Source organism: Kribbella polygonati (assembly GCF_050320105.1).
GTDB lineage: Bacteria > Actinomycetota > Actinomycetes > Propionibacteriales > Kribbellaceae > Kribbella.
Map to the genome: position 1 here is coordinate 1,419,106 of NZ_CP190129.1, position 22,600 is coordinate 1,441,705.

Annotated in this window: 17 protein-coding genes; 11 read left to right on the top strand and 6 right to left on the bottom strand. The window is 68.9% G+C overall.

What is annotated here, in order from left to right; translation table 11 throughout:
- The first annotated feature begins 9 nt into the window (after window positions 1-9).
- The 7 genes from ACQHIV_RS06735 (at window position 10) to ACQHIV_RS06765 (ending at window position 9,877) form a co-directional block, all read left to right on the top strand.
- Window positions 10-441: a cupin domain-containing protein gene (locus ACQHIV_RS06735; RefSeq protein WP_427892582.1), complete on the top strand. Its 432-nt coding sequence runs from the start codon at window positions 10-12 to the stop codon at window positions 439-441.
- Window positions 442-450: 9 nt separating this feature from the next.
- Window positions 451-4,116 carry a sacsin N-terminal ATP-binding-like domain-containing protein gene (locus tag ACQHIV_RS06740; RefSeq protein ID WP_427892583.1) on the top strand — a complete coding sequence of 1,222 codons (3,666 nt, stop codon included), beginning with the start codon at window positions 451-453 and terminating at the stop codon, window positions 4,114-4,116.
- 240 nt (window positions 4,117-4,356) lie between these two features.
- Window positions 4,357-6,201, top strand: a complete 1,845-nt coding sequence (locus tag ACQHIV_RS06745; protein WP_427892584.1) for an ABC transporter substrate-binding protein — start codon at window positions 4,357-4,359, stop codon at window positions 6,199-6,201.
- A complete protein-coding gene (locus ACQHIV_RS06750; RefSeq protein ID WP_427892585.1) occupies window positions 6,198-7,292 on the top strand; it encodes an ABC transporter permease in 1,095 nt (364 codons plus the stop codon). Before ACQHIV_RS06745 ends, ACQHIV_RS06750 begins: the two co-directional genes overlap by 4 nt.
- Complete coding sequence (locus ACQHIV_RS06755; RefSeq protein WP_427892586.1) at window positions 7,292-8,173, top strand: ABC transporter permease; 882 nt, start codon at window positions 7,292-7,294, stop codon at window positions 8,171-8,173. Before ACQHIV_RS06750 ends, ACQHIV_RS06755 begins: the two co-directional genes overlap by 1 nt.
- Window positions 8,166-8,975, top strand: coding sequence for an ABC transporter ATP-binding protein (locus ACQHIV_RS06760; RefSeq protein ID WP_427892587.1), 810 nt, complete (start codon window positions 8,166-8,168; stop codon window positions 8,973-8,975). The genes ACQHIV_RS06755 and ACQHIV_RS06760 overlap by 8 nt, the downstream gene beginning before the upstream one ends.
- Window positions 8,972-9,877 carry an ABC transporter ATP-binding protein gene (locus ACQHIV_RS06765; RefSeq protein ID WP_427892588.1) on the top strand — a complete coding sequence of 302 codons (906 nt, stop codon included), beginning with the start codon at window positions 8,972-8,974 and terminating at the stop codon, window positions 9,875-9,877. The genes ACQHIV_RS06760 and ACQHIV_RS06765 overlap by 4 nt, the downstream gene beginning before the upstream one ends.
- Here the strand turns inward: ACQHIV_RS06765 and ACQHIV_RS06770 are convergent.
- From ACQHIV_RS06770 to ACQHIV_RS06780, 3 genes are all read right to left on the bottom strand, one after another.
- Entirely contained in the window at window positions 9,870-10,097 is a 228-nt protein-coding gene (locus ACQHIV_RS06770; protein ID WP_427892589.1) for a hypothetical protein, read from the bottom strand. The genes ACQHIV_RS06765 and ACQHIV_RS06770 overlap by 8 nt on opposite strands.
- A 238-nt stretch (window positions 10,098-10,335) precedes the next feature.
- Window positions 10,336-12,369 carry a phosphocholine-specific phospholipase C gene (locus tag ACQHIV_RS06775; protein ID WP_427892590.1) on the bottom strand — a complete coding sequence of 678 codons (2,034 nt, stop codon included), beginning with the start codon at window positions 12,367-12,369 and terminating at the stop codon, window positions 10,336-10,338.
- A gap of 223 nt (window positions 12,370-12,592) precedes the next feature.
- Complete coding sequence (locus tag ACQHIV_RS06780; protein ID WP_427892591.1) at window positions 12,593-13,627, bottom strand: beta family protein; 1,035 nt, start codon at window positions 13,625-13,627, stop codon at window positions 12,593-12,595.
- A 120-nt stretch (window positions 13,628-13,747) separates the two neighbouring features.
- On the opposite strand from ACQHIV_RS06780, the gene ACQHIV_RS06785 reads away from it, so the two are divergent.
- The 3 genes from ACQHIV_RS06785 (at window position 13,748) to ACQHIV_RS06795 (ending at window position 17,548) form a co-directional block, all read left to right on the top strand.
- On the top strand, window positions 13,748-15,115 hold the full coding sequence (locus tag ACQHIV_RS06785) for an NAD-dependent succinate-semialdehyde dehydrogenase (RefSeq protein WP_427892592.1): 1,368 nt from the start codon (window positions 13,748-13,750) through the stop codon (window positions 15,113-15,115).
- 81 nt (window positions 15,116-15,196) lie between these two features.
- A complete protein-coding gene (locus tag ACQHIV_RS06790) occupies window positions 15,197-16,651 on the top strand; it encodes a hypothetical protein (protein WP_427892593.1) in 1,455 nt (484 codons plus the stop codon).
- Window positions 16,652-16,675: 24 nt separating this feature from the next.
- Window positions 16,676-17,548: a hypothetical protein gene (locus tag ACQHIV_RS06795; RefSeq protein ID WP_427892594.1), complete on the top strand. Its 873-nt coding sequence runs from the start codon at window positions 16,676-16,678 to the stop codon at window positions 17,546-17,548.
- Here ACQHIV_RS06795 and ACQHIV_RS06800 read toward each other — a convergent pair.
- Window positions 17,503-18,150, bottom strand: coding sequence for an excalibur calcium-binding domain-containing protein (locus tag ACQHIV_RS06800; protein WP_427892595.1), 648 nt, complete (start codon window positions 18,148-18,150; stop codon window positions 17,503-17,505). The genes ACQHIV_RS06795 and ACQHIV_RS06800 overlap by 46 nt on opposite strands.
- A gap of 119 nt (window positions 18,151-18,269) precedes the next feature.
- On the opposite strand from ACQHIV_RS06800, the gene ACQHIV_RS06805 reads away from it, so the two are divergent.
- Entirely contained in the window at window positions 18,270-18,782 is a 513-nt protein-coding gene (locus ACQHIV_RS06805; protein ID WP_427892596.1) for a PaaI family thioesterase, read from the top strand.
- Here the strand turns inward: ACQHIV_RS06805 and ACQHIV_RS06810 are convergent.
- Together ACQHIV_RS06810 and ACQHIV_RS06815 are read right to left on the bottom strand one after the other, a co-directional pair.
- Window positions 18,773-20,035 carry an aminotransferase class I/II-fold pyridoxal phosphate-dependent enzyme gene (locus ACQHIV_RS06810; RefSeq protein WP_427892597.1) on the bottom strand — a complete coding sequence of 421 codons (1,263 nt, stop codon included), beginning with the start codon at window positions 20,033-20,035 and terminating at the stop codon, window positions 18,773-18,775. The genes ACQHIV_RS06805 and ACQHIV_RS06810 overlap by 10 nt on opposite strands.
- A 51-nt stretch (window positions 20,036-20,086) precedes the next feature.
- Window positions 20,087-22,504 carry a penicillin-binding protein gene (locus ACQHIV_RS06815; protein ID WP_427892598.1) on the bottom strand — a complete coding sequence of 806 codons (2,418 nt, stop codon included), beginning with the start codon at window positions 22,502-22,504 and terminating at the stop codon, window positions 20,087-20,089.
- Between the last annotated feature and the right edge of the window lie 96 nt (window positions 22,505-22,600).

Genomic DNA, 22,600 nt, shown 5'->3' on the forward strand with positions numbered 1-22,600 from the left:
GGTGACAGCATGTTCACTCGGGGAGTACTCGCCGCGGTGGCCGCCGGCGGGCTGGCGATCGGGCTGATACCGGCCGCCGCCGACGCGACACCGAGCTCGGGGGTGACCGCGACGATCATCTCGAAGTCGACGATCGGACGGACGGACTACGTACTGCGCGAGATCACCATCCAGCCGGGTGGGACCACCGGGTGGCATTTCCACGACGGAACGCTGTACGCGTTCGTGAAGGCGGGGACGCTGACGCACTCGGACTCGAACTGCACGACCGACGGGGTGTACCGCACCGGCGCGGCGTTCACCGAGCCGAGCGGAACGGATCACGTGCACGTCGGGCGGAACCTCGGGACCAAGCCGTTGATCCTCGACGTCCTGTACGTGCTGCCGACCGGCAGCCCGTTGTCGGAGGACGCGCCGAACCCGGGGTGCCCGTTCCAGTAGCCTGCCGCCGTGACTGACGACGTGTTCGGTACGGCGGGTATCCGCGAGAAGGTCCTGGCGGGGTGGGCGGCGGCGCCGGTGCGCTTCCGCGAGGACGCGAACGCCGAGGAGGAACTGGCCCTCGGCGGGTACGCCGACCGCGTGGTCGTCGAACTGGCCCAGAACGCGGCCGACGCGGCGCTCCGGGAGGGCGTACGTGGTCGGGTCCTGTACGAACTCCGCAACAACACGCTCGTCGTCGCCAACACGGGCGCACCCCTGGATGCCGAGGGCGTGCAGTCGCTGGCAACCCTCCGCGCCTCCGCCAAGCGCGACGTCGCCACGCCGGAAGCCCAGGTTGGGGAGGATCTTCGTCCCGAACCAGGTGGAAGTCCTCCCCAACCGCCACTCGCGGGAGGCGCGGACGGCGCGGGAGGCGGGGGCGGCGCGGGAGGCGGGGGCGGCGCGGGAGGCGGGGGCGGCGCGGGAGGCGGGGGCGGCGCGGGAGGCGGGGGCGGCGCGGGAGGCGGGGGCGGCGCGGGAGGTCGCGGGGTGGTGGTGGGGCGGTTTGGGGTGGGGTTTTCGGCGGTGCTCGCCGTGACGGATGAGCCGGTGGTGTTGTCGCGGACCGGCGGTGTGCGGTTCTCCAAGGCCGACAGCGCGGCGGCGGTTGCGGAGCTGCCGTCGCTGGAGACGGAGGTCAGGCGGCGGGACGGGCAGGTGCCGGTACTGCGGCTCCCGTTCGACGCTGCGGGCGAGCCGCCGGCCAGCTACGACACCGCCGTACTCCTGCCGCTGCGCGACGACGCCGCGGTCGCGCTCGTACGGCGCCTCCTGGCCGAGGCCGACGATGCCCTGCTGCTCGCTCTCCCCGGCCTCGAACGCATCGAGATCGAGACCGAGGACACCCACCGGACCCTCGAGAACGCCGAGTCCCGCTGGCACATCCACCGCACCACCGGCCTCTTCACTCCCGCGGAACGCCAGGCCCTCCTCGCCGACCGCCCCACCGAGGAACGTACCCGCCCCACCTGGTCGATTGTCTGGGCGCTCCCACACGCTGCCACCGCGGCGGAAGGGGTTGTCCACGCACCGACCCCGACGGACGAACCGGTCTCCCTCCCAGCGTTGCTCTTGGCAACGTTCCCGCTCGACTCGACCCGCCGGCACGTGGCCCAAGGACCGCTGACGGACCGCCTCGTACAGGAAGCGGCAACGGCGTACGGCGAGCTCCTGCGCCGCCGCTTCGACGAAGGCGACGACGTACTGCGACTGGTCCCGACCGGCCTCGCCGCGGGCACGGTCGACCGGATGCTCCGCGACGCGATCCGCGCCGTACTGCCGGGCGTACCACTCCTGCGCGCCGTCGACGGATCAGTCGTCCGGCCGAACGACGCTGTCGTCGTGGAAGGCGCCGACGAGTTGTTCGCCGAGGTTCTCGCACCGCTCGTGCCGGGCCTCGTCCACGCCCGGCGCGAACACCGTCAAGCCCTGGATGCCCTGCAGGTAAGGCGTCTCGAGCTCTCCGAGGTGGTCGACCAACTCGGGGGAGCGGAACCGCCGTCCTGGTGGCGCAACCTCTACACCTCCCTCGAGAACATGGTCACCGACCCGCTCGTCCGCGAGTCCCTCGGCACCCTCCCCGTCCCACTCGCCGACGGCCGCCTGGTCCGCGGCGCCCGCGGTCTGCTCCTCCCCGGCCCCGACCTCCCATTCACCACCCTCGAAGCCTTCAGCCGGTACGGCGTTCGCATCGTCCACCCCGACGCCGTCTCCCCAATCCTCGAACGCCTCGGCGCCCACCCCGCCACCGCCCGCTCCCTCCTCGAAACCCCCGCCATCCGCACCGCCGTCGAACACGCAGCCGACACCTGGCAGACCGTGGACCCGGCAAGCCACGTGTTGCCTGCGGACGGGCCCGAGGCCTGGGAAAGCGTGGACCCGGCAGGCCACGTGTTGCCTGCGGACGGGCCCGGGGCCTGGGAGAGCGTGGACCCGGCAGGCCACGTGTTGCCTGCGGACGGGCCCGGGGCCCGGGAGAGCGTGGACCCGGCAGGCCACGTGCTGCCTGCGGACGGGCCCGAGGCCTGGGAGAGCGTGGACCCGGCAGGCCACGTGCTGCCTGCGGACGGGCCCGAGGCCCGGGAGACCGTAGTCCCGGCACCCCACGCGCTGCCTGCGGATGCGCCCGAGGCCTGGGGGACCGTAGTCCCGGGACCCCACGCGCTGCGCGAGGATGCACCCGCCGCCGCGGACTCCGCCGCCGCCGCCCACGACGCCGCCCACGACGCCGCCCACGACGCCGCCCACGACGCCGCCCACGACGACGCCCACGACGCCGACGCCGACGCGGCGGGCGGCGGGGGTGGCCGGGGCGAAGGTATCCACCCGGTCGCGCGGGCGGTGCTCGCGCTGATTGCTGCGGATCCGGGGCAGGCTGAGGGGCTGTGGTGGTTGTCGGATCTGCCGTTGCGTGACGTGGACGGCGAGCTCGTTCCGGCGAACGCCCTGGTGATCGAAGGGTCCGCCGCGCAGCAGGTCCTGGACCCCGACGAGGTGTCGCCGGTGGCCAACGACCTGGTCGAGAGCTACGGACTGCCCGCGCTGCAAGCCGTCGGAGTGCTCAGCACCCTCGGCGTCGTGACAGCCTCCGACGTCACGCTCGACCGGCTCCCGGAGGTGCTGCAGGACCTCGACGCCATCGAGGACTGGGCGTACGACGTGGCCCCGGACGGATCGCCGTACGGCGCGACCGTCGGCGAGCTGGAGGCGATCCGCGACCTCGACTGGATCACCGACGCCAACTGGCCGAAAGCCCTGCAGCTACTGGGCTCCGACCCCGACCTCCGCCGCGCACTCGTCACGCAGGTCCGGGTCGTCGGCCCGGACGACCAGCAGCGAGGCGTACCGTCGTACGCCGCCTGGTGGATCCGCGAACACGTCCTCCTCGACGACGGCGAACCGCTCGCCGGCCGCGCCGACCCCGACGCCGAGCCGGTCCTCGCGAGCCTCCTCGACGAGGCCCCCGACTGGACCGCCGAACTCGACCCCGAGGTACGGACTGCGATCGGCCTGGTCCGGGACGCAGAAGACCTGGACGCCGACGGTCTGGCGCTCGTCCTGGACCGGCTCGCCGACCCGGACCGCGACGTCGACGAGGCCGCCCTCCTCCGGCTCTGGAACCGCCTCGGCACGCTCGCGCTCTTCCCGGGCGACGCTCCGGAACGAATCCGGGTCCTCGACGCCGACGGCACCACCCGGGTGACGGACGCCGAGCACGCGGTCGTCGTCGACGGCCCGATGTGGGTGCAGCGGCACGACCTCGGCGGCTTCGTGATCGGCTCCGGCGCGGCCGCGGACGGGCTCGGCGACCTGTTCGACGTACCGCTCGCCCACGAGGTTGCCGAGGGCAAGATCGACGGCGACGGTACGGCGGCCGACGTACCGGAGCTGGTCCGCGAACTGGTGCCCGAGGTGCCGGCCACCTGGTGGGAGCACGAGGAGCTGACCGTGGACGGCGTCGAGGTCTCGTGGTGGGTGGACGCCGACGGCGCCCCGCACGCGGCGACCTTCGACGGCCTGGCGAAGGCGCTCGCCTGGGCGGCCGGGCGCTGGGACCGGCGGCATGTGATCCGCGCGGTTCTCAACGAACCGGACCGTTCGGCCGAACTTCTGCTGGACGCGGTGTTCGACTGACCGGAACCGGCCGCCCGCCACGCCGAGTGACGGCGCTTGGAAGCGTTTCCGCCTAGAGGTGTCACCTAGAGCGAGCAACGTTGTCAAAGGTTGGTATATCGACTGATCTGCGGATATGACGACGCGGTTGCAACGTGGGAACGAACTCTTGTCAACGTTGTCAACGCTACCTATAGTCCGTGGCACCTCTCGGTCGGTGATCCGCCCGTCCACGCAACGTAAACGGAGGTGACATTCATCATGAATGACGCGCCGCGCCCGCAGTTCGAAGACGTCGAAGATGTCGTCCGCTACCAACTCTCCCGCCGCGGAGCCCTCGGAGGAGGTGCCGCGGCCGCCATGACCGCGTTCCTGGCCGCGTGCTCCGGTGGCGGCGGCTCGTACTCCGACAAACCGGCGAACGCCAACAACAAGCCCAGCGCCGGAAAGTCCATCCAGATCGGCAAGGCGAACATCCCGGTCCCACGGGACCAGACGGTGATCGTCGGCCAGGTCGAGTACACGGTCTTCGACAGCTTCAACGGGATGATCCCGAACGGGTCGCCGTCGGGCGCCGGCGTGGAGCTGAGCACCGAACCGCTGTTCTTCCTGAGCTTCGCCACCGGCAAGCTCACGCCGTGGCTGGCGACGGAGTACAAGTACAACGAGGCCTTCACCGAGCTGACGCTGAAGTTCGACCCGAAGGCGCACTGGAACGACGGCCAGCCGCTCGGCGCGAACGACTTCAAGTTCACGGTGATGCTGCTGAAGGACCGCCCTGACCTGTTCGGCGGTGGCGGTGACCTGAAGGAGTTCGTGAAGTCGATCGCCGTGCCCGACCCGCAGACCGCGGTGGTCACGTTCCTGAAGCCGGCGCCGCGGTTCCACTACAACTTCATCGCCGCGATCTCCGGTGCGCCGAACAACATCATGCCGGAGCACATCTGGAAGTCGCAGGACCCGACGAAGTACAAGGACAACCCGCCGGTCCGCAGCGGCCCGTACAAGCTGAAGACCGCGATCCGGAACCAGAAGATGTTCGTCTGGGAGAAGGACCCGAACTACTGGAACAAGGACAAGCTCGACGTCAAGCCGCAGTACGTCGTGTTCCAGAGCACGTCGAAGCAGCTCGACCAGGCGTCGCTGGCGTTCGAGCGGGCCGAGTTCGACGTCGGCTCGGTGGACGAGCCGCACGCCAAGCTGCTGCGCAACAACGGCTACCCGAACCTGGTGACGACGCAGTTCCACGACCCGAACCCACGGGTCCTCTGGCTGAACTGCGACCCGGCCCGCGGCGTGATGGCGGAGCCGAAGATGCGCTGGGCGATCAACTACTGCATCGACCGGGAGAAGATCGGCAACTCGATCTGGCCGGTGAAGGTGCCGCCGGCGCAGTACCCGTGGGCGGACTACCCGACCAACGACAAGTGGAAGAACGACGACCTCGCGAACAAGTACAAGTTCGAGTTCAACCCGGACAAGGCGACTCAGATGCTGGACGAGATCGCGCCGAAGAACGCGAGCGGCAACCGGGCGTACAAGGGCAAGGAGATCAACCTCGAGATCATCACGGTCTCGCCGGTCGACGGCCCGGAGTACGCGATCGCGAACCTGCTGAAGACGCAGCTCGGGAAGGTCGGCGTACCGGCCACCCTGCGCAGCCTCGCCGGCAGTGTCCACGACGACAAGTTCCAGCGCGGCCAGTACGACATCGACTCGAACTGGGCCGGCTTCGCGATCGACCCGGAGCAGCTGTACACCGACTGGACCAGCGACAAGTACCAGCCGATCGGCAAGAACTCGGCCGGTAAGAACAAGATGCGGTTCCGCAACCCCGACTTCGACAAGATCATCGACCAGCTCGGCCAGATGAACCCGGACTCGGCGGAAGCCAAGCCGCTGCTCGACAAGGCGCTGGAGATCTACTTCCAGCAGCTCCCGTTGCTCGCCTCGATCCAGACCGGCTACCCGTCGTACTTCAACACGGCGTTCTGGAAGGACTGGCCGACCGACGACAACCTGTACGAGGTGCCGCTGAACTGGTGGCCGCACTTCATCTTCGTACTCGGCAAGATCTCTGCCACCGGGCAGAAGGGACCGGCGTGACGGCGGAGGCGCCGCCGGTTGTAGCTGTCGACAAGAGCCGGGACTCCGCACCCCAGTCGGGGGTGCGGGCCTGGCTGTCACGGCATCCGCTGGCGGCGTACGCCATCCGGAGGTTCGGGCTGTACCTGGTCGAGCTGTGGGGCGCGCTGACGATCGCGTTCTTCTTCTTCCGGATGATGCCCGGCGACCCGGTCCAGACGCTGATCCAGACGCTGCAGCAGAACTACGTGTACAACGCGCAGGCGAGCGCCGAGCTGATCGCCCGGTACCGGCACGAGTTCGGCCTCGACGGGAACCTGCTCACCCAGTACTTCAAGTACATGGAGAAGCTGGTCCTGCACGGCGACCTCGGGCCGTCGCTGATCAACTACCCGACGCCCGCGCAGACAGTCATCCTGCGATCGTTGCCGTGGACCATCGGTCTGCTCGGCATCTCCGCGGTGCTGGCCTGGGTGCTCGGCATGATCATCGGCGCGATCGCCGGCTGGCGGCGCGGCAAGCTCGGCTCCGCGATCGCCACCAACCTGTCGATCGCGCTCTCGCACGTGCCGTACTTCTTCGTCGCGCTGATCCTGGTCTACATCTTCGCGTACTCGATGGGACTGTTGCCTGCGAGATCGGCGTACGACTCCAACATCAATCCCGGGATCAGCTTCGCGTTCATCGGCAGCGTGCTCAAGTACGGATTGCTGCCGGGGCTGTCGATCGTGATCATCGGGACGTTCAGCTGGATCCTGTCCACCCGGATGCTGATGATCCCGATTCTCGGCGAGGACTACCTGGTGTACGCCGAGGCGAAGGGACTGAAGGGCCGCCGGATCCTGACCCGGTACGCGCTGCGGAACTGCTACCTGCCGCAGATCACCGCCTTCGGGATCTCGCTCGGCTTCATCTTCAACGGGAACGTCCTGGTCGAGCAGCTGTTCAACTATCCCGGTCTCGGCACCACGCTGGTGACCGCGATCCAGCAGCTCGACTTCAACACGATCCTGGGCGTCACCGACATCGCGATCTTCTCGGTGCTGACCGCCGTCCTGCTCCTCGACCTCCTGCTCCCGCTGCTTGACCCGCGGGTCAAGTACTGGAAGTGATGACGATGAGAATCCTGACCGCGGTACTGCGGACGATCCGCAACAGCCGGCGCCTCGCGACCGGTCTCGTCATCCTGGCCGTGCTCGTCCTGATCGCCCTGTTCAGCCCGTTGATCGTGAAGGCGATCGGCGGCGGGCAGGATCCGGTCGAGCTGGCGGCGTACGACAAATGGCTCGTCCCCGGACCGAAGCACCTGTTCGGCACCGACCAGTTCGGGCGGGACGTGTTCGCGATGGTGGTGAAGGCGCTCGCGGTGTCCCTGCAGATCGGCGCGATCGCCGGTGTCATCTCGACCGTCGCCGGTGTGATCGTGGCGTTCGTCGCCGGCTACAAGGGCGGCTGGATCGACAACGTGCTCTCGACGTTCACCGGGATCCTGTTGGTCATCCCCACGTTCCCGTTGCTGATCGCGCTGTCGGCGTACGCGAAGAACGTCAGCCTGTTCCAGGTCGGGGTGATGATCTCGATCTTCTCTTGGCCGTTCGCGGCCAAGACGATCCGTTCTCAGGTGCTCTCGCTGCGCACCCGGCCGTACGTCGACCTGGCGCGGGTCAGCAAGGCCCGCGACATCGAGATCATCGTCACCGAGCTGCTGCCGAACCTGTTGCCGTTCATCGGCGTCGGGTTCGCCTCGTCGGCGCTCGGCGCGATCTTCGGCCTGGTCGGCCTGGAGATCATCGGTCTCGGGCCGGGCGGCGTGATCGACCTGGGCCAGATCATCTTCAACGCGATCGGCACCGGGGCGCTGACGCTCGGCGCGTGGCCGATGTTCGTGGTCCCGATCGCGCTGCTGACGCTGCTGTTCGCGGCGCTGAACATGGTGAACATCGGCCTCGAAGAGGTCTACAACCCGCGACTGAGGGGAGTGGCCGGTGAATAATGTGCTTGAGGTCAAGGGGCTCGAGGTCGCCTACTCGACGAACCGCGGCGACGTGAAGGCGGTCCGTGGCATCGATCTCGACGTGCACCGCGGCGAGATCCTCGGGATCGCCGGGGAGTCGGGCAGCGGGAAGAGCACGCTCGCGGTCGCGCTGCTCCGGCTGCTCAAGGCGCCGGGCAAGGTGACCGGCGGCTCGGTGATGTTCCACCCCGCCGGCCGCTCGCCGGTCGACCTGCTGAAGGTGCACGGCGAGCAGCTGCGGGTACTGCGCTGGAGCGCGCTCTCGTACCTCCCGCAGGGATCGATGAGCTCGCTCAACCCGGTGATGCGCATCCAGGACCAGTTCAAGGACGTGATCCTGGAACACGCGCCGGGCCGCAAGGACTCGCTCGGCGAGATGATCCCGCGGCTGCTCGAACAGGTCGGCCTGGAGGCCCGCGTCGCCCGGATGTACCCGCACGAGCTGTCCGGCGGGATGAAGCAGCGGGTGCTGATGGCGATCGCGGTCGCGCTCGAGCCGGACCTGGTAATCGCGGACGAGCCGACCACGGCGCTGGACGTGACGATCCAGCGGGTGATCCTGCAGTCGCTGGCCGATCTGCGCACCGACTTCGGCGTGACGCTGATGGTGATCTCGCACGACATGGGCGTGCACGCGCAGCTGGCGGACCGGGTCGCGGTGATGTACGAGGGCCAGCTGGTCGAGGTCGGCGACGTACGGCAGGTGTTCAAGGACCCGCGGGATCCGTACACCCGCCGGCTGATCGAGTCGATCCCGCAGGTCGGAAGGAGGGCCTCATGAAGCCTGGTCGAGAGCATTTGGCGGAACTCGAACTTCGGGGCGTCGAGCAACGATTCCACGCCCGGGACGTACCCGGCGGCTACCTGACCGCGGTCGACGACGTCAGCTTCTCGCTGGCCGCGTCGCCGCCGCAGATCGTCAGCCTGGTCGGCCAGAGCGGCAGCGGGAAGAGCACGATCGCCCGGAACGTCCTCGGCCTGCAGAAGCCCACCGCCGGGCAGGTGCTGTACGGCGGCAAGGACATCTTCAAGCTGAGCCGGGCGGAGTACGACGAGTACCGGCGCGACGTACAACCGGTGTTCCAGGATCCGTACGCGATCTTCAACCCGTTCTACCGGGTCGATCGCGTGCTCTGGAAGGCGGTGAAGAAGTTCAAGCTGGCCGACACCCGGGAGAAGGGGCTGGCGCTGATCGAGGAGTCGCTGCGCGCGGTCCGGCTGGAGCCGGAGAACGTCCTCGGCCGGTACCCGCACCAGCTGTCCGGCGGCCAGCGGCAGCGCATCATGCTGGCCCGCGTACACATGCTGAAGCCGTCGTTCATCATCGCCGACGAGCCGGTGTCGATGCTGGACGCCCAGGTCCGCAAGCACTTCCTGGACATCCTCCTGGACTTCCAGCGCGAGCACGGGATGACGACGCTGTTCATCACCCACGACCTGTCCACGGTGTACTACCTCGGCGGCGAGGTGATGGTCATCACCAAGGGCCAGATCGTCGAACGCGGCCCGGTGTCGACGGTGATGCACGAGCCGTCACACGCCTACACGAAACTGCTCCTCGACTCGATCCCCCAGCCCGACCCGGACCAACGCTGGACCACCCGGATCGCCGTCGACGAACTCGACCACCTCGACGACAACACACCCGCCGACACGACCGCACCGGAGGCACCGATCATCTAGTCCCCGACGTACACAGGAACTGGTAGAACCACGCGCTGAACGACGGATCGGTCATCAGCTCGCGATAGCGGGCGAGCTCGTCCGGGGTGGCGCCGACGGACAGCAGCAGCGGCTCGGCCTGACGGTTGAGAACCCGGTGCAGCAGGCAACCGTCGGTGCCGCCGGCCGTGGTCTCGGAGTACTCCAGCGTGTGGACGTCGTGGAGCCCGGCCGCCCGCATCCGGGCCGCCGTACCGCCCGCCCAGGAGAAGCTGATGCCGCGGGCGGGGCTGCCGACCTCGTGCGAGAGGTACTGGATCCGCGCCCAGAGCGCCTCGTCCTCCGGGCTCGGTGCACTGATCGGGTGCAGGCGTAGCCGTCAACTTCTCCACCCGGCTGCGTTCCCCGCAGGCCCACAGACGCCTCCAGCAAACCACCGGAGGCGTCTACCTGGGCCTCGCGGGCCTCGCCGTACTGACCTAGACGGTCTTGATCGCCGGGTCGCTGACGCCTGGTGCGCCGGTTTCGACGTGGCCGGCGAAGCGGCGGAGGTACGTCGGGTCGTCGGGGGTGGTGACGGAGACGTCGTACCAGTGGGCTGTGGTGGGGACGGTGTACTGCGTGGTGCCCTTGCGGAGGTTCAAGATCTTGGGGGAGCCGCCGTAGGAGCTGGTGATCGTGACGGGGCGGGCCGCGTCGGAGGTGAAGGTGAGGTCGATGTTGCCGGTGCGGGGGTTCTCGCGGGCGGTGATCTCCAGGGCGGTGGCGGGCTTGCCCTTGAAGGTGCGGAGGAAGCCGTTCGGGCCGTGGACGGTGAGGTCGGTGACGCCGGCCGAGTAGATCGGGTTCCAGCTGTCCGCGACGGTCTTGCCCGCCTCGGTGGTGTACGTCCACGGGCCGTCGGTGCGGTTCGCTGACGTGATCAGGAACTGGGCACCGGCATGTGCGCCGGAGCTGAAGGTGAGCCGGTACTTGCTGTCGGCAACGGCTCCGTCGACGATCGGTGCGTAGGGCAACGGCCGGGTCAATCGCCGGCCGCGTTCCTGGCCCGGGAGCTGGCCGACCGCGGGCGGTGTCGGCACGTAGTCCGGGTGCCGCTTGTTGTCCGGCGGCTGGTACGCGCTGGTGTTCGGGAGCTTCGCCGGCCGGGTGGCCGACGTACCGAAGTCGAACGCCGAGGTGAGGTCGCCGCAGACCGCTCGCCGCCACGGCGAGATGTTCGGCTCGTGGACGCCGAACCGGGTCTCCATGAAGCGGATGATCGACGTGTGGTCGAAGACCTCCGAGCAGGTGTAGCCGCCGGTGCTCCACGGCGACACCACGAGCATCGGGACCCGCTGGCCGAGACCGTACTGGCCGTGCGCGGCCTTCGCGCCGGTGTACAGGTCCGGACCCGGATCGACCGTCGACAGACCCTGGTTCGCGTCCATCGGCGGGTACGGCGGTACGACGTGGTCGAAGAAGCCGTCGTTCTCGTCGTACGTGATGAACAGCGCGGTCTTGCTCCACACCTCGGGGTTCGCGGTGAGCGCGTCGAGGACCTGGGAGATGTACCAGGCGCCGTAGTTCGCCGGCCAGTTCGGGTGCTCGGTGAACGCCTCGGGCGCGGCGATCCAGGAGATCTTCGGCAGCCTGTTCGCCTTGACGTCGGCGGCGAGCTGCCCGAACAGGCTCTCGCCGGCCTTCGCGTTCGTGCCGGTCCGAGCCTTGTCGTACAAGGGGTTCCCGGGCTGCGCATTGCGGTAGTTGTCGAAGTACAGCAACGAGTTGTCGCCGTAGTTCCCGCGGTACGCGTCGTTGATCCAGCCCCAGCCGCCGTTGGCGTCCAGGCCGTCACCGATGTCCTGGTAGATCTTCCACGACACCCCGGCCTTCTCCAGCCGCTCGGGGTACGTCGTCCAGCCGTAGCCGGCCTCGTCGTTCCCGAGCACCGGGCCGCCGCCCGTCCCGTCGTTGCCTGTGTACCCGGTCCACAGGTAGTACCGGTTCGGGTCGGTCGAACCCATGAACGAGCAGTGGTACGCGTCGCAGACCGTGAACTTGTCCGCGAGCGCGTAGTGGAACGGGATGTCCTCGCGGGTCAGGTACGCCATCGTGGTCGTCGTCTTCGCCGGGATCCACTGGTCGTACCGGCCGCCGTTGAACGCGGCGTGCGCGTCCGGCCAGCTGTGTGCGAGGTCCTGGATGAACTGCAGCCCGAGGTTGTCCGCCTCCGGCCGGAACGGCAGGATCTCCTGGCCGAGCGCGTTCCTCTGGTGGTACGTCGACTTGCCGCTGGGCAGCGTCACCGGCCGCGGATCGCCGTACCCCCGGACGCCGTTCAGCGTGCCGAAGTAGTGGTCGAACGACCGGTTCTCCTGCATCAGTACGACGATGTGCTCGACGTCCTGGACGGTACCGAACCGGCGGTGCGCGGGGATCGCGGCGGCCTGCTCGATGCTGTTCGCCATCGCGGCGAACGCGGCCGACGTACCGGCCAGCTGCAGGAACCTCCGGCGGTTGATGTCTGGCATCTGGGGTCTCCTTGTCGGGGCGGGTGGAGCCTCCCGGCACCCTAATCTGGACGCTTCGGCCCACGGAAGGTGCAAGCGTCATGGATCAGGTCTGGTACGTCGCCTACGGCTCCAACCTCGCCTTGGCACGATTCACCTGCTACTTGTCCGGCGGCCAACCACCAGGTGGCGCCCGGATGTACCCCGGCTGCCGCAATCCCACCGCCCCGAGATCGCCGGCTGTCTAGGCGGCCAGCTCGCCTAGGTAGGCGAGGTGGTGGGAGGTTGCGAACGAGACCACCTTGGTTCGCGACAGGCCCTGCTGGAGGCCGTCGGCTGCCTCGGCGAATCTGTGGTCGCCCCAGGAGTAGCCCGCTCCGAAGAAGCTGTTGGACTCGACCAGATACCTGGAGACGAGCCGTACCGTCCGCGTCGTCGACGACTCGTCGCTCGCCGCGACCATTCGCTCCCGCAGGTACAGCCAGTGATCGCCGCAGGTGTACTTCACGTTGACGTGCTTCGTGGGGAAGCCCCGCGGATCCCAGACCGGGTGCGCGATCCCGTAGTCGCCGAGACGCAGCCCCTCGACTCCGCCGGCGACGAGCGACCGCCAGATGTCCTCCTCGAAGCGTTGCTGTTCCCACCGGTGCAGCCGGCTGAGCATCCGGGGTACTGAGCCACTCAGGATCGTCCTGGACCGGAACTCCCCGAGGCGGTCGATCAGACCGGCGATCTCGTCCACCCGGAACGCGTCGGCCCCCGCGATGTAGGACAGGTCCACGATCAGGTCGACGTCGGCCGGATCCGTACCGATCCGCTCGATCGCGGCGAGAACGCCGCCAGGGGTCGCCGACGCCATCGGCACCCGGACCGCGCAGCCGTGTCCGAGGTGCCGGGACAACCGCCCGAGGCCGGTCAGGTCCCGCTCGTCGGCGTCGGTGTGAACGACGGGTACGAACGGGACCTCGTCGGGGTCGAACAGGTCGTCCGGCTGGCACAGCCGGTCCGCCAGCCGGTCCAGGACGGCGCCGGGCCGGTCGAATCCCGGCGTACCGGCCATGTTGGCGGCATCGAGCATCAGCAGGCGCCCGAGCCCGAGCATCCGGCGCGCGACCCGCACGACCTCCTCGAGCATGGTGTCGACCGACGCGTTCGGGTCGTACCCGAGGGACAGCACCGGCTGTACGCCGTGGTCGAGGTCGAGGGCGGCCAGCGCGTCGAACTCGCCGCGCCGCGAGCGCAGCACCACCAGCGTCTGGAAGTCGCCAGCTGCCGTCACGCCGCCCTCCCGTCACAGACCGTCACTTTCGAGAGTAGGAGCAGATCCGCGAACCCGCACGCGACACAAGAGAGAAGACTGTATACAGTATGTGGCGTTGCTTCTCGAGCGGATGGAGGGATGTCGATGTACTCGGTCACCGATCCGGCGCGTGGGCTGCTGGTGGAGGAAGTGGAGAACTGGACCGACGAGGAGGTGGCGGCCGCGGTCGGGCGGGTGGCGGGGGCGTACGCGGGGTGGCGGCAGCGGAGTGTGGGGGAGCGGGCAGCGATCGTGGCTCGGGCCGCGGAGTTGTTCGCGGAGCGGGCCGGGGAGCTGGCCGCGATCATGACGGTGGAGATGGGGAAGCGGGTCAACGAAGGGCTGGGGGAGGTCGGCGTCGTCGTCGACATCTTCCGGTACTACGCGGAGCACGGGGAGGCGTTGCTCGCCGACGAGGTGATCGGCATCAAGGGTGGTACGGCGGTGATCACCAAGGGGCCGATCGGGGCGTTGCTGGGGATCATGCCGTGGAACTTCCCGTGCTACCAGGTCGCCCGGTTCGTCGCGCCGAATCTCGTGCTGGGGAACACGATCCTGCTCAAGCACGCGTCGATCTGCCCGCGGTCGGCCCGCGCGATCGAGGAGATCCTGCACGCGGCCGGCGTACCGGCGGACGGGTACGTGAACACGTTCGCCTCGAGTCGGCAGATCCCGGCGATCCTGGCCGATCCGCGGATCGCCGGGGTGTCGCTGACCGGCAGTGAGCAGGCCGGGATCGCGGTCGCCGCCGAGGCCGGGCGGAACCTGAAGAAGACCGTGCTCGAGCTCGGCGGCTCCGATCCGCTGATCATCCTCGACACCGACGACCTCGACGAGACCGTGACCGCCACCGTGACCGCGCGGATGCGGAACTGCGGCCAGTCCTGCAACGCGCCGAAGCGGATGATCGTCCTCGCGGAGCTCTACGAGGAGTACGTCGACCGGCTGACCAAGCGCGTCACGGAGTACTACGTCCCGGGCGATCCGGCCGACCCGTCGACCACCCTCCCGCCGCTCGCGTCGGAGGCGGCCGCAGACGAGGTTGCCGCCCAGGTCGCGAAGGCGGTCGAGCAAGGCGCCACGTTGCGCGCCGGCGGCCGCAGGATCACGCCCGGCGCGTACCTCGAGGCCACCGTGCTGACCGACGTCACGCCCGCGATGGACGCGTACTACGAGGAGATCTTCGGCCCGGTCGTCACGGTCTACGAGGCCGCCGACGAGGAGGACGCCGTACGGCTCGCGAACGACACGCCGTTCGGCCTCGGCGCCTCGGTCTGGGGCACCGACCCGGACCGCAACCGCCGCGTCGCCGACCGCATCGACGCCGGCATGGTCTACCTCAACCGGGCCGGCGGATCCCAGGCTGACCTGCCGTTCGGCGGCATCAAACGCTCCGGCCTCGGCCGCGAACTCGGCCCGGCCGGCATCGAGGAGTTCATGAACAAGAAGTCGATCCGGCTCGGCTGACAGGAACCGGTCAGTCGGGGTGCGGGTGGACCTCGGGGCGGTGACAATTGAGGCATCTGTTCGTGACCGAGAGCGATGCCGATGAGCTACCAGCAGTACCCGCCGCCGCAGGGCCTGCCGTATCCGGGGCCCGCCCCGAAACTTCCCGACCGTCGCCCCCGTGACCCGCTGGCCGTTGCCCTGGGCAACGCTTCGCTGCTGGGGCTCGGGTACTTCCTGGTCCGCCGCTGGTTCTTCGGCGTCCTCGGCCTCGCCGGTACGGCGGTCCTGGTCGTCCTGCTCTGCACGCAGCGGAAGACCGGCTACGAGTTCGCGCTGATCGGGTGGGGTCTGCTCCAGGTCGTGCACGGCTGGTTCCTCGCTCAGCGGCACCCGGTCCGGACGGCGAACCTCACCCAGCGGCTGGTCGCGCTCGGCGTCACGCTGCTCGTGTTCGCGGGCGTCGCGTTCGAGCGGTACGACGTCCACCGGATCGACAAGGCCGCCGTCGCGGCTCGTGACGCCGGCGACTGTTCCGGCGTCCGTGCGGCGCAGGCGAAGTACACCGTCGGGCACCGGATCGGCGACGCACCGCGGACGGTCCGGGTCGAGACCGACACCGACGCCTGCGACAAGATCGACGCGGCCGCGGCCGTCCTGCAGAGCGCTCGCCCGGAAGCCGACACCGCGCGGCTGCAGGTGGGGTTCGAGATGCTCGCCGCGGTCGTCGCGAAGCCCGATCAGCAAGCGACCTCGCGGGCCGCGCTGCACGAGTTCCTGCGCGGGCTGCCGCTGAAGGACGCGTGCCAGACCGTCACGATCACCGAGTGGCTGCGCGGCCGGGCCAAGGCCGGCAACCTGCTCGACGAGGCGAAGCAGATCGTCCCGAAGCTCGAGCCGAACGCGCTGGTCGGCTGCGGCGACACCAAGCTGAAGAGCGCCGACTGGACGGGTGCTCGCGGCACCTACGCGCTGCTGGTGCAGCGTTATCCCCACGCGAAGCAGTCGGACCGCGCCCGCGCCGGGATCAAGAAGGCCGACTACGAGATCCTGCAGGCGAAGATCCAGGCTGAGCTGGCGCGCGTCCGGGGGCTGGTCAGCTCGGGTGGCTACTGTGCGACGCCCGCGAAGTACAGCCCCGCGCCGAAGCTCCGGTCGGGTCTGAACCGCGCGGTGTTCTCGGGAGCTTCGCGCTACACCGCCAAGCTGCCGTCGCAGTGGAAGGGCACCACCGCCGACAACTCCGCGATGGTCGTCTGCGCGAGCGACGAGACCCAGGGGACGGCGGTGCGCACGTGCCCGTACACGCCGTTGATCGGCAGCTTCAAGGGCACGCACTACGTGACCTTCCACAAGATCGCCGTTCCGGTGAAGGTGTACGAGTTGCGCACCGGCCGGCTGCTCGAGAAGACGACCGTCCAGATCAGCGGTTCGGTGTGCCCGTCGACGATCTCGTACACGACGTACAACGGCATCGGTGCCCCGGACCCGGACCAGTACGTCGAGGAGACCGCTGCGACCGTTCAGGCAGCGTTCCGGCCGCTCGTCGTGCGATAGTTGGGCTGGCAGAAGGGGCCTGCGATGACGGAGCCTGCTGGTTACTCGATCAAGACCTACCGCTACCTCCGGATGGCCATGGTGGCGATGATCGTGATGCTCGCCGCCGCGCTGGTGATCGAGTGGTCGAAGACGTCGCCGCACTGTCTGCAGACGTCGATCAGCGCGTACTACTACACGCCGGTCCGGGCGATCTTCGTCGGCGGGCTGATCACGATCGGCGTCTGCATGGTGGTGCTCAAGGGCAACACCGAGACCGAGGACATCCTGCTGAACGTGGCCGGGATCCTGGCGCCCGGTGTCGCGCTGGTGCCGACGCCGGGGCAGGGCGCCTGCCACTCGGTGCCGGTGGTGCTCGGCGACGCGTCCGCGAACGTCGCGAACAACATGCTCGCGCTGTTCGTGGTCGGCGTACCGTGCCTGCTGCTGACGGCGTACTTCATCGTCCGCGACCGGATCCGGGAGCCCGGCGCGTGGACGCCGGCGTACGTGCTCGGGCTCGGCGTCGCGGTGCTGGTCTTCGGCGGCGGGCTCGGCTGGTTCCTGGTCGACCGGTCCGGGTTCATCGGGCACGCGCACTACGCGGCCGCGATCGTGATGTTCCTGTGCATCATCGCGGTCGTGGTGGTGAACGCCCAGCAGCTTCGGCGCAAGCGCGGCGTGCCGCGGTCACGGGTCGATCGGTACTCCGCGATCGCGGTCGCGATGGTCGTCGTACCGCTGCTGATGGTGGCCTGGGCGAAGCTGTTCGGCTGGGCGCACGCGGTGCTCGGGGTCGAGGCCGCGCTGATCGTGCTGTTCGCGGCGTTCTGGATCATCCAGACGGCGGAGCTGTGGAGCGAGGGGCTGCGTCAGGAGTTCCCGCGGTCGCCACAGGCCACCCCGTCGCCGTTGTGATCGAGCTGCTCGGTGTAGCCGGGGTCGCCGCGGTGTAGCGGTGCCTTGCCGGCGGCGCGGACCTCGGCGCAGTTCTTGTAGCTGACCTGCGGCGTCGCCGGAGTCGATGGTGGGACCAACGTCGGCGTCACGGTCGGCGTGGGCGTGAGTGTCGGCGTAGGGGCCGGTGTGGGCGTCGGCGTCGGTCGTTCCGTGGTCCGGTCGGCGGTGGGCGTCGGCGTACTCGCGAGCAGCCGGACGGGTTGTTCGGTACGGCGTGGCGTGGGCGTCGGCGTCGGTACTCGCGTGACCGGGGCCGTCTTCACCGGCGGGCTCGCGCGGTACAACGGCGCCGTACCCGTCTGGTCCGTGCTCCCGAATGGGCTCAGCAGCACGGCGACCATCAGCGCGACCGGTACGACGACGATCGCGAGAGCGGTGGTCCGGCGGGGTCCGCCATACCGTCCGATCGGTCCGCGGACGGCGCGCCCGTGCTCGTTGACCCAGAACGCCCAGCGTGCGGGCGGTGCCGGCCAGGTCGCCGGCGGCTGCCAGCGGCGTGGCGGTCGCCAGTCCGGTCGCGGCGGTGCGGGCCATTCCGGCGGTGTGTTGAACTGCCTCACTTCACATCCTCCCCGCGAGAGCCTAGCGATCGCGGCGCTGGTCGAACAGATTCATACGTTTGCTCCTGGAGAGCTAAGTCTCGTTGACAGACTTAGCGAGCTGGTGTGAGGCTCGGTCCATGACGGAGACTCAGCAGGGGGTACGGAGCCGGACCTTCGAGTGGACGGATCCGGCGGCGACGGCGGCCCGGCTCGGCCGGTCGTCCGGCCTGGAGATGCTGCGCGCGATGCGCGACGGGGACCTCCCGGCGCCGCCGATCCTGCACCTGGTCGGCGGGACCGGGATCGAGGTGGAGGAGGGCAAGGTGACCGTGCTGATGCCGGCCGCCGAGTTCCACTACAACCCGCTCGGCACCGTGCACGGCGGCGTCATCGCGACGCTGCTCGACACCGCGGCCGGCTGCACCGTCCACTCGACGCTGCCGGCCGGCGTCGGCTACACGTCACTCGACCTGATGACGCGCTTCATCAAGCCGGTCACGGTCCAGTCCGGCCTGCTGCGCTGCGAGGGCGGGATCATCAGCCGCGGACGCCGTACGGCGGTCGCCGAAGCGCACCTGTACGACGAACGCGGCAAGCTCCTCGCCCACGCAACCTCGAACTGCCTGATCTTCGACCTGCCTCAGGCCTGATCCGCCAGCAGCTTCTCGCTCGCGACCAGGCGGACGCAGGTGGCCAGGCCGGTGATGGCGGCCTCCACCTCGGGCAGCTCCGGGTACGTCGGGGCGATCCGGATGACCTGGTCCGTCGGGTCGTCGCCGTACGGGTGGGTGGCGCCGGCCGGGGTGATCGCGATGCCGGCCGCTTTCGCCTTCGCGACGACCTCCCGCGCGCAGCCCTCGGGCACCTGCAGGCTGACGAAGTACCCGCCGGCGGGCGCGGTCCAGGACGCCAGCCCGGTGCCGCCGAGCTCCGCGGTGAGGATCTTGTCGACCACGTCGAACTTCGGCCGGATCAGCGCCGCCAGCGTCCGCATGTGCTCGCGCAGGCCGTCGGCGTCGCGGAGGAACTGCACGTGCCGGAGCTGGTTGATCTTGTCCGGCCCGATGCTCCGCTTGACCGTGTGGCTCAGCCACCACGTGACGTTGTCCGGGGACGACCCGAAGAACGCCACACCGGCGCCCGCGAACGTGATCTTCGAGCTCGATCCGAACACGAACGCCCGGTCCGGGTGCCCGTTCTCAGCGCACAGCGCCAGTACGTCGGCCAGCTGCGCGGGGGAGTCCGTCAAGTGGTGCACGGCGTACGCGTTGTCCCAGAAGATCCGGAAGTCCGGCGCCGCGGTCTCCATCGCGGCGAGCCGGCGGACCGTCTCGTCGGAGTACACCGTGCCGTCCGGGTTGCTGTACTTCGGCACGCACCAGATGCCCTTGATCGCGGCGTTCTCGGCGACCAGCCGCTCGACCACGTCCATGTCCGGGCCCTCGGCGGTCATCGGCACCGGGATCATCGTGATGCCGTACCGCTCGCAGATCCCGAAGTGCCGGTCGTACCCCGGCACCGGGCAGAGGAACGACAGCCCCTCGACGTCGGCCCACCGGGTCTCCGCGCCCGGCACCTTCCCGAGCAGCGCGAACACGACCGCGTCGTGCATCAGCTCGAGGCTCGAGTTGCCGGCCGCGAGCAGCTGCTCGACCGGCACCTGCAGGTCCGCGGCGAAGATCGCCCGCACCTCGGGCAGCCCGTTCAGCCCGCCGTAGTTCCGCAGGTCGGTCCCGTCCGCGGCCACCGGATCCCCGCTCAGCCCGAGCACCCCGTTCGCCGCGTCCAGCTGCTTCGGTGACGGCTTCCCGCGCGTCAGATCCAGCTTGAGCCCCTTCGCCACCAGCGTCTCGTAGTCCTGGCGCGCACGCTCGACCTGGGCAGTCAGCTCATCGACACTCACGGGGAGTCCTTTCACAAGTACTAGGTGTTGGACTCCACCTTAATGACTGCCTCAGCCGCGTTTGCACTTGGGGAACTTGGGGTCCCAAGGCGGGCAGGTCGGGTTGCCGGGAGGTGGCTTGATCGTGGCCGGTGGAGTGGGTGGGGTCGGGGGTGGGATGACCGGTGGCGGGGTCGGCGTGGCCTTGCTGCCGTTGGAGATGAACAGGGTGATCACCGCGCCGGCCGGGGCGCCGTCCTCCTGGCGGGGGTTGGTCCAGGCGACGGTGCCGTTGGGGGCGTCGGAGTCGACCCGCGCGCCGTGGTCCATCTGGGCCTTGAAACCCATCGACAGCAGCTTGGCGGCAGCGTCGGCGGGGGTCATGCCCTTCAGGTTCGGCAGGTCCTTGACGTCACCGCGGATGACCTTGTCGTCGGCCTTGACGAACTTCGTCGACGGCAGGCCCTGCAGCGCGAGCTGCATCGCGGTCTCCCAGATCGGACCAGCGGTCCCCGAACCGGACGCGTCGCTCATCTTCTTGCCGTCGAACGTCTGGCCGATCATGTTCTGGATCTTCGGGTCTGCGTCCGCGACCACGGACGCCGCCGCGAGCCGCGTCGAGTACCCGGCGAACCAGACCGCCAGGTTTTCGTTGGTGGTACCGGTCTTGCCCGCCAGGTCGCTGTTGCCGAACTTCAGCTTCGCACCCGTACCGCCCTTGGCCATCACCTGCTGCAGCACGTAGTTGACGCCGTCCGCGACACCCGGCGACAGCACCCGGTGGCAGTTCGGCCCCGGGGTCGGGATCGGCTTGCTGGTCTTCAGCGAGGTGATCGAGGTGATCACCTGCGGGCTGCAGTACATGCCGCGGGCCGCGAACGTCGCGTAGGCGTTGGACAGCATCAGCGGCGTGACGTTACCGGCCGAGCCGAGCGTGTACGAAACGACCTGCTTGAGCGGCTTCAGCAGCTGACCGTCGAACATGCCGAGCTGGTTGGCGATGGTGGCGATCGGGCAGAGACCGATCTGCTGGGACAGCTGCAGGAAGTACGTGTTGGTCGAGGCGCGGGCCGCGTCCACCATCGACGGGTCGAGGATCGTCTTCGTCGAGTTCTTCGGGTTGTACGGGTCGGCCGACGTCGGGCCGTTGCAGGTCTCGAACGGCTTGCCGCTCAGGTCGATGGTCTGCGGGGACCGGATCCGGTACGTCGTCGGCACCTTGCGGGAGATCGCGGCGGCGATCGTGAACGCCTTCATCGTCGACCCGTTCTGGAACCCGCCGAAGCCGCCCGGGTAGGACTTCTCGACGTTGTAGTTGTACGCCGTCTGCCCCTTCTTCGCGCCGTACGGCCGGCTCTGCGCCATCGCCTTCACCAGGCCGGTGCCCGGTTCGACCATGGTGACCGCGCCGATCACGTCGTCGGTGGGCTTGGAGTGCTCCGCGATCGAGGTCTCGGCGGCCTTCTGCGCCTTCTGGTCGAGCGAGGTCTTGATCACCAGGCCGGAGGTCTCGATGTAGTTCTCGCGCTCCTCCTTGGTCTTGCCGAACGAGTTGTTCTCCTTCAGCTTCGACACGACGTACTCGCAGAAGAACGGGTACTTCGAGTTCGCGCAGCCGCTCGGTACGATCCGGACCTTCGCCGGGTCGATGACCGGGGTCTTGAGCGCCTCCTGGGCCTGCTTGGCGGTGATGACGTTCAGTTCCTGCATCCGCCGCAGGACCACGTCGCGGCGGGCCTTCGCGCGCTTCGGGTTGTTGATCGGGTCGTAGCCGTTCGGGTTCTTCACGATCCCGGCGAGCATCGCGGCCTGCGGCAGCGTGAGCTTGGCGGCGTGGACGCCGAAGTAGTGCATGGCCGCGGCCTCGACGCCGTACGAGCGGTTGCCGAAGAAGGCCAGGTTCAGGTACCCGTTGAGGATCTGCCCCTTGGTCATCTGCTTCTCGACCGCGATGGCGTAGCGGAGCTCGGCGATCTTCCGTTCGTACGTGTCGGCGGTCGCGGTCTTGACCTCGTCGGGCGTCCGCGCCTTGTTGATCAGGGTCTGCTTCACGTACTGCTGGGTGATGCTCGAGCCGCCCTGCTGGACGCCGCCGGCCGACTGGTTCCGCAGCAGTGCCCGGAGCGTGCCCTTGAAGTCCAGGGCACCGTGCTCGTAGAACCTGTCGTCCTCGATCGCGACGATCGCCTTCAGCATGATCGGGCTGATCTGCTTGAGCGTGACCGGGTTCCGGTTCTGCTGGTACAGAGTCGCGATGACCCGGCCGTCCGCGTCCTCGATGATCGAGTTCTGCGTCAGCGGTGCCGTCTCCAGGTCCTGGGGCAGGTACTGGACCGAGTCGTGTGCCTTCGCCGTGGTGACGCCGACCAGACCGGCGAACGGGAGGGCCAGTCCGGCGGTCAGCGCTCCGGCGACCGCACTGGCCACCAGGAACACGAATACCGACCACACGACATTGGGCCGCTTGGCCCGCCGCTCGCCTCTGTGCATGGTTGGGCAGAGTACGTGAGGAGAGTGCTTTCCGGGAGTCTCCTCGTTACGGAATTTACACATTTACCCAACGATCTCACCTTCGGTGATCGCCGG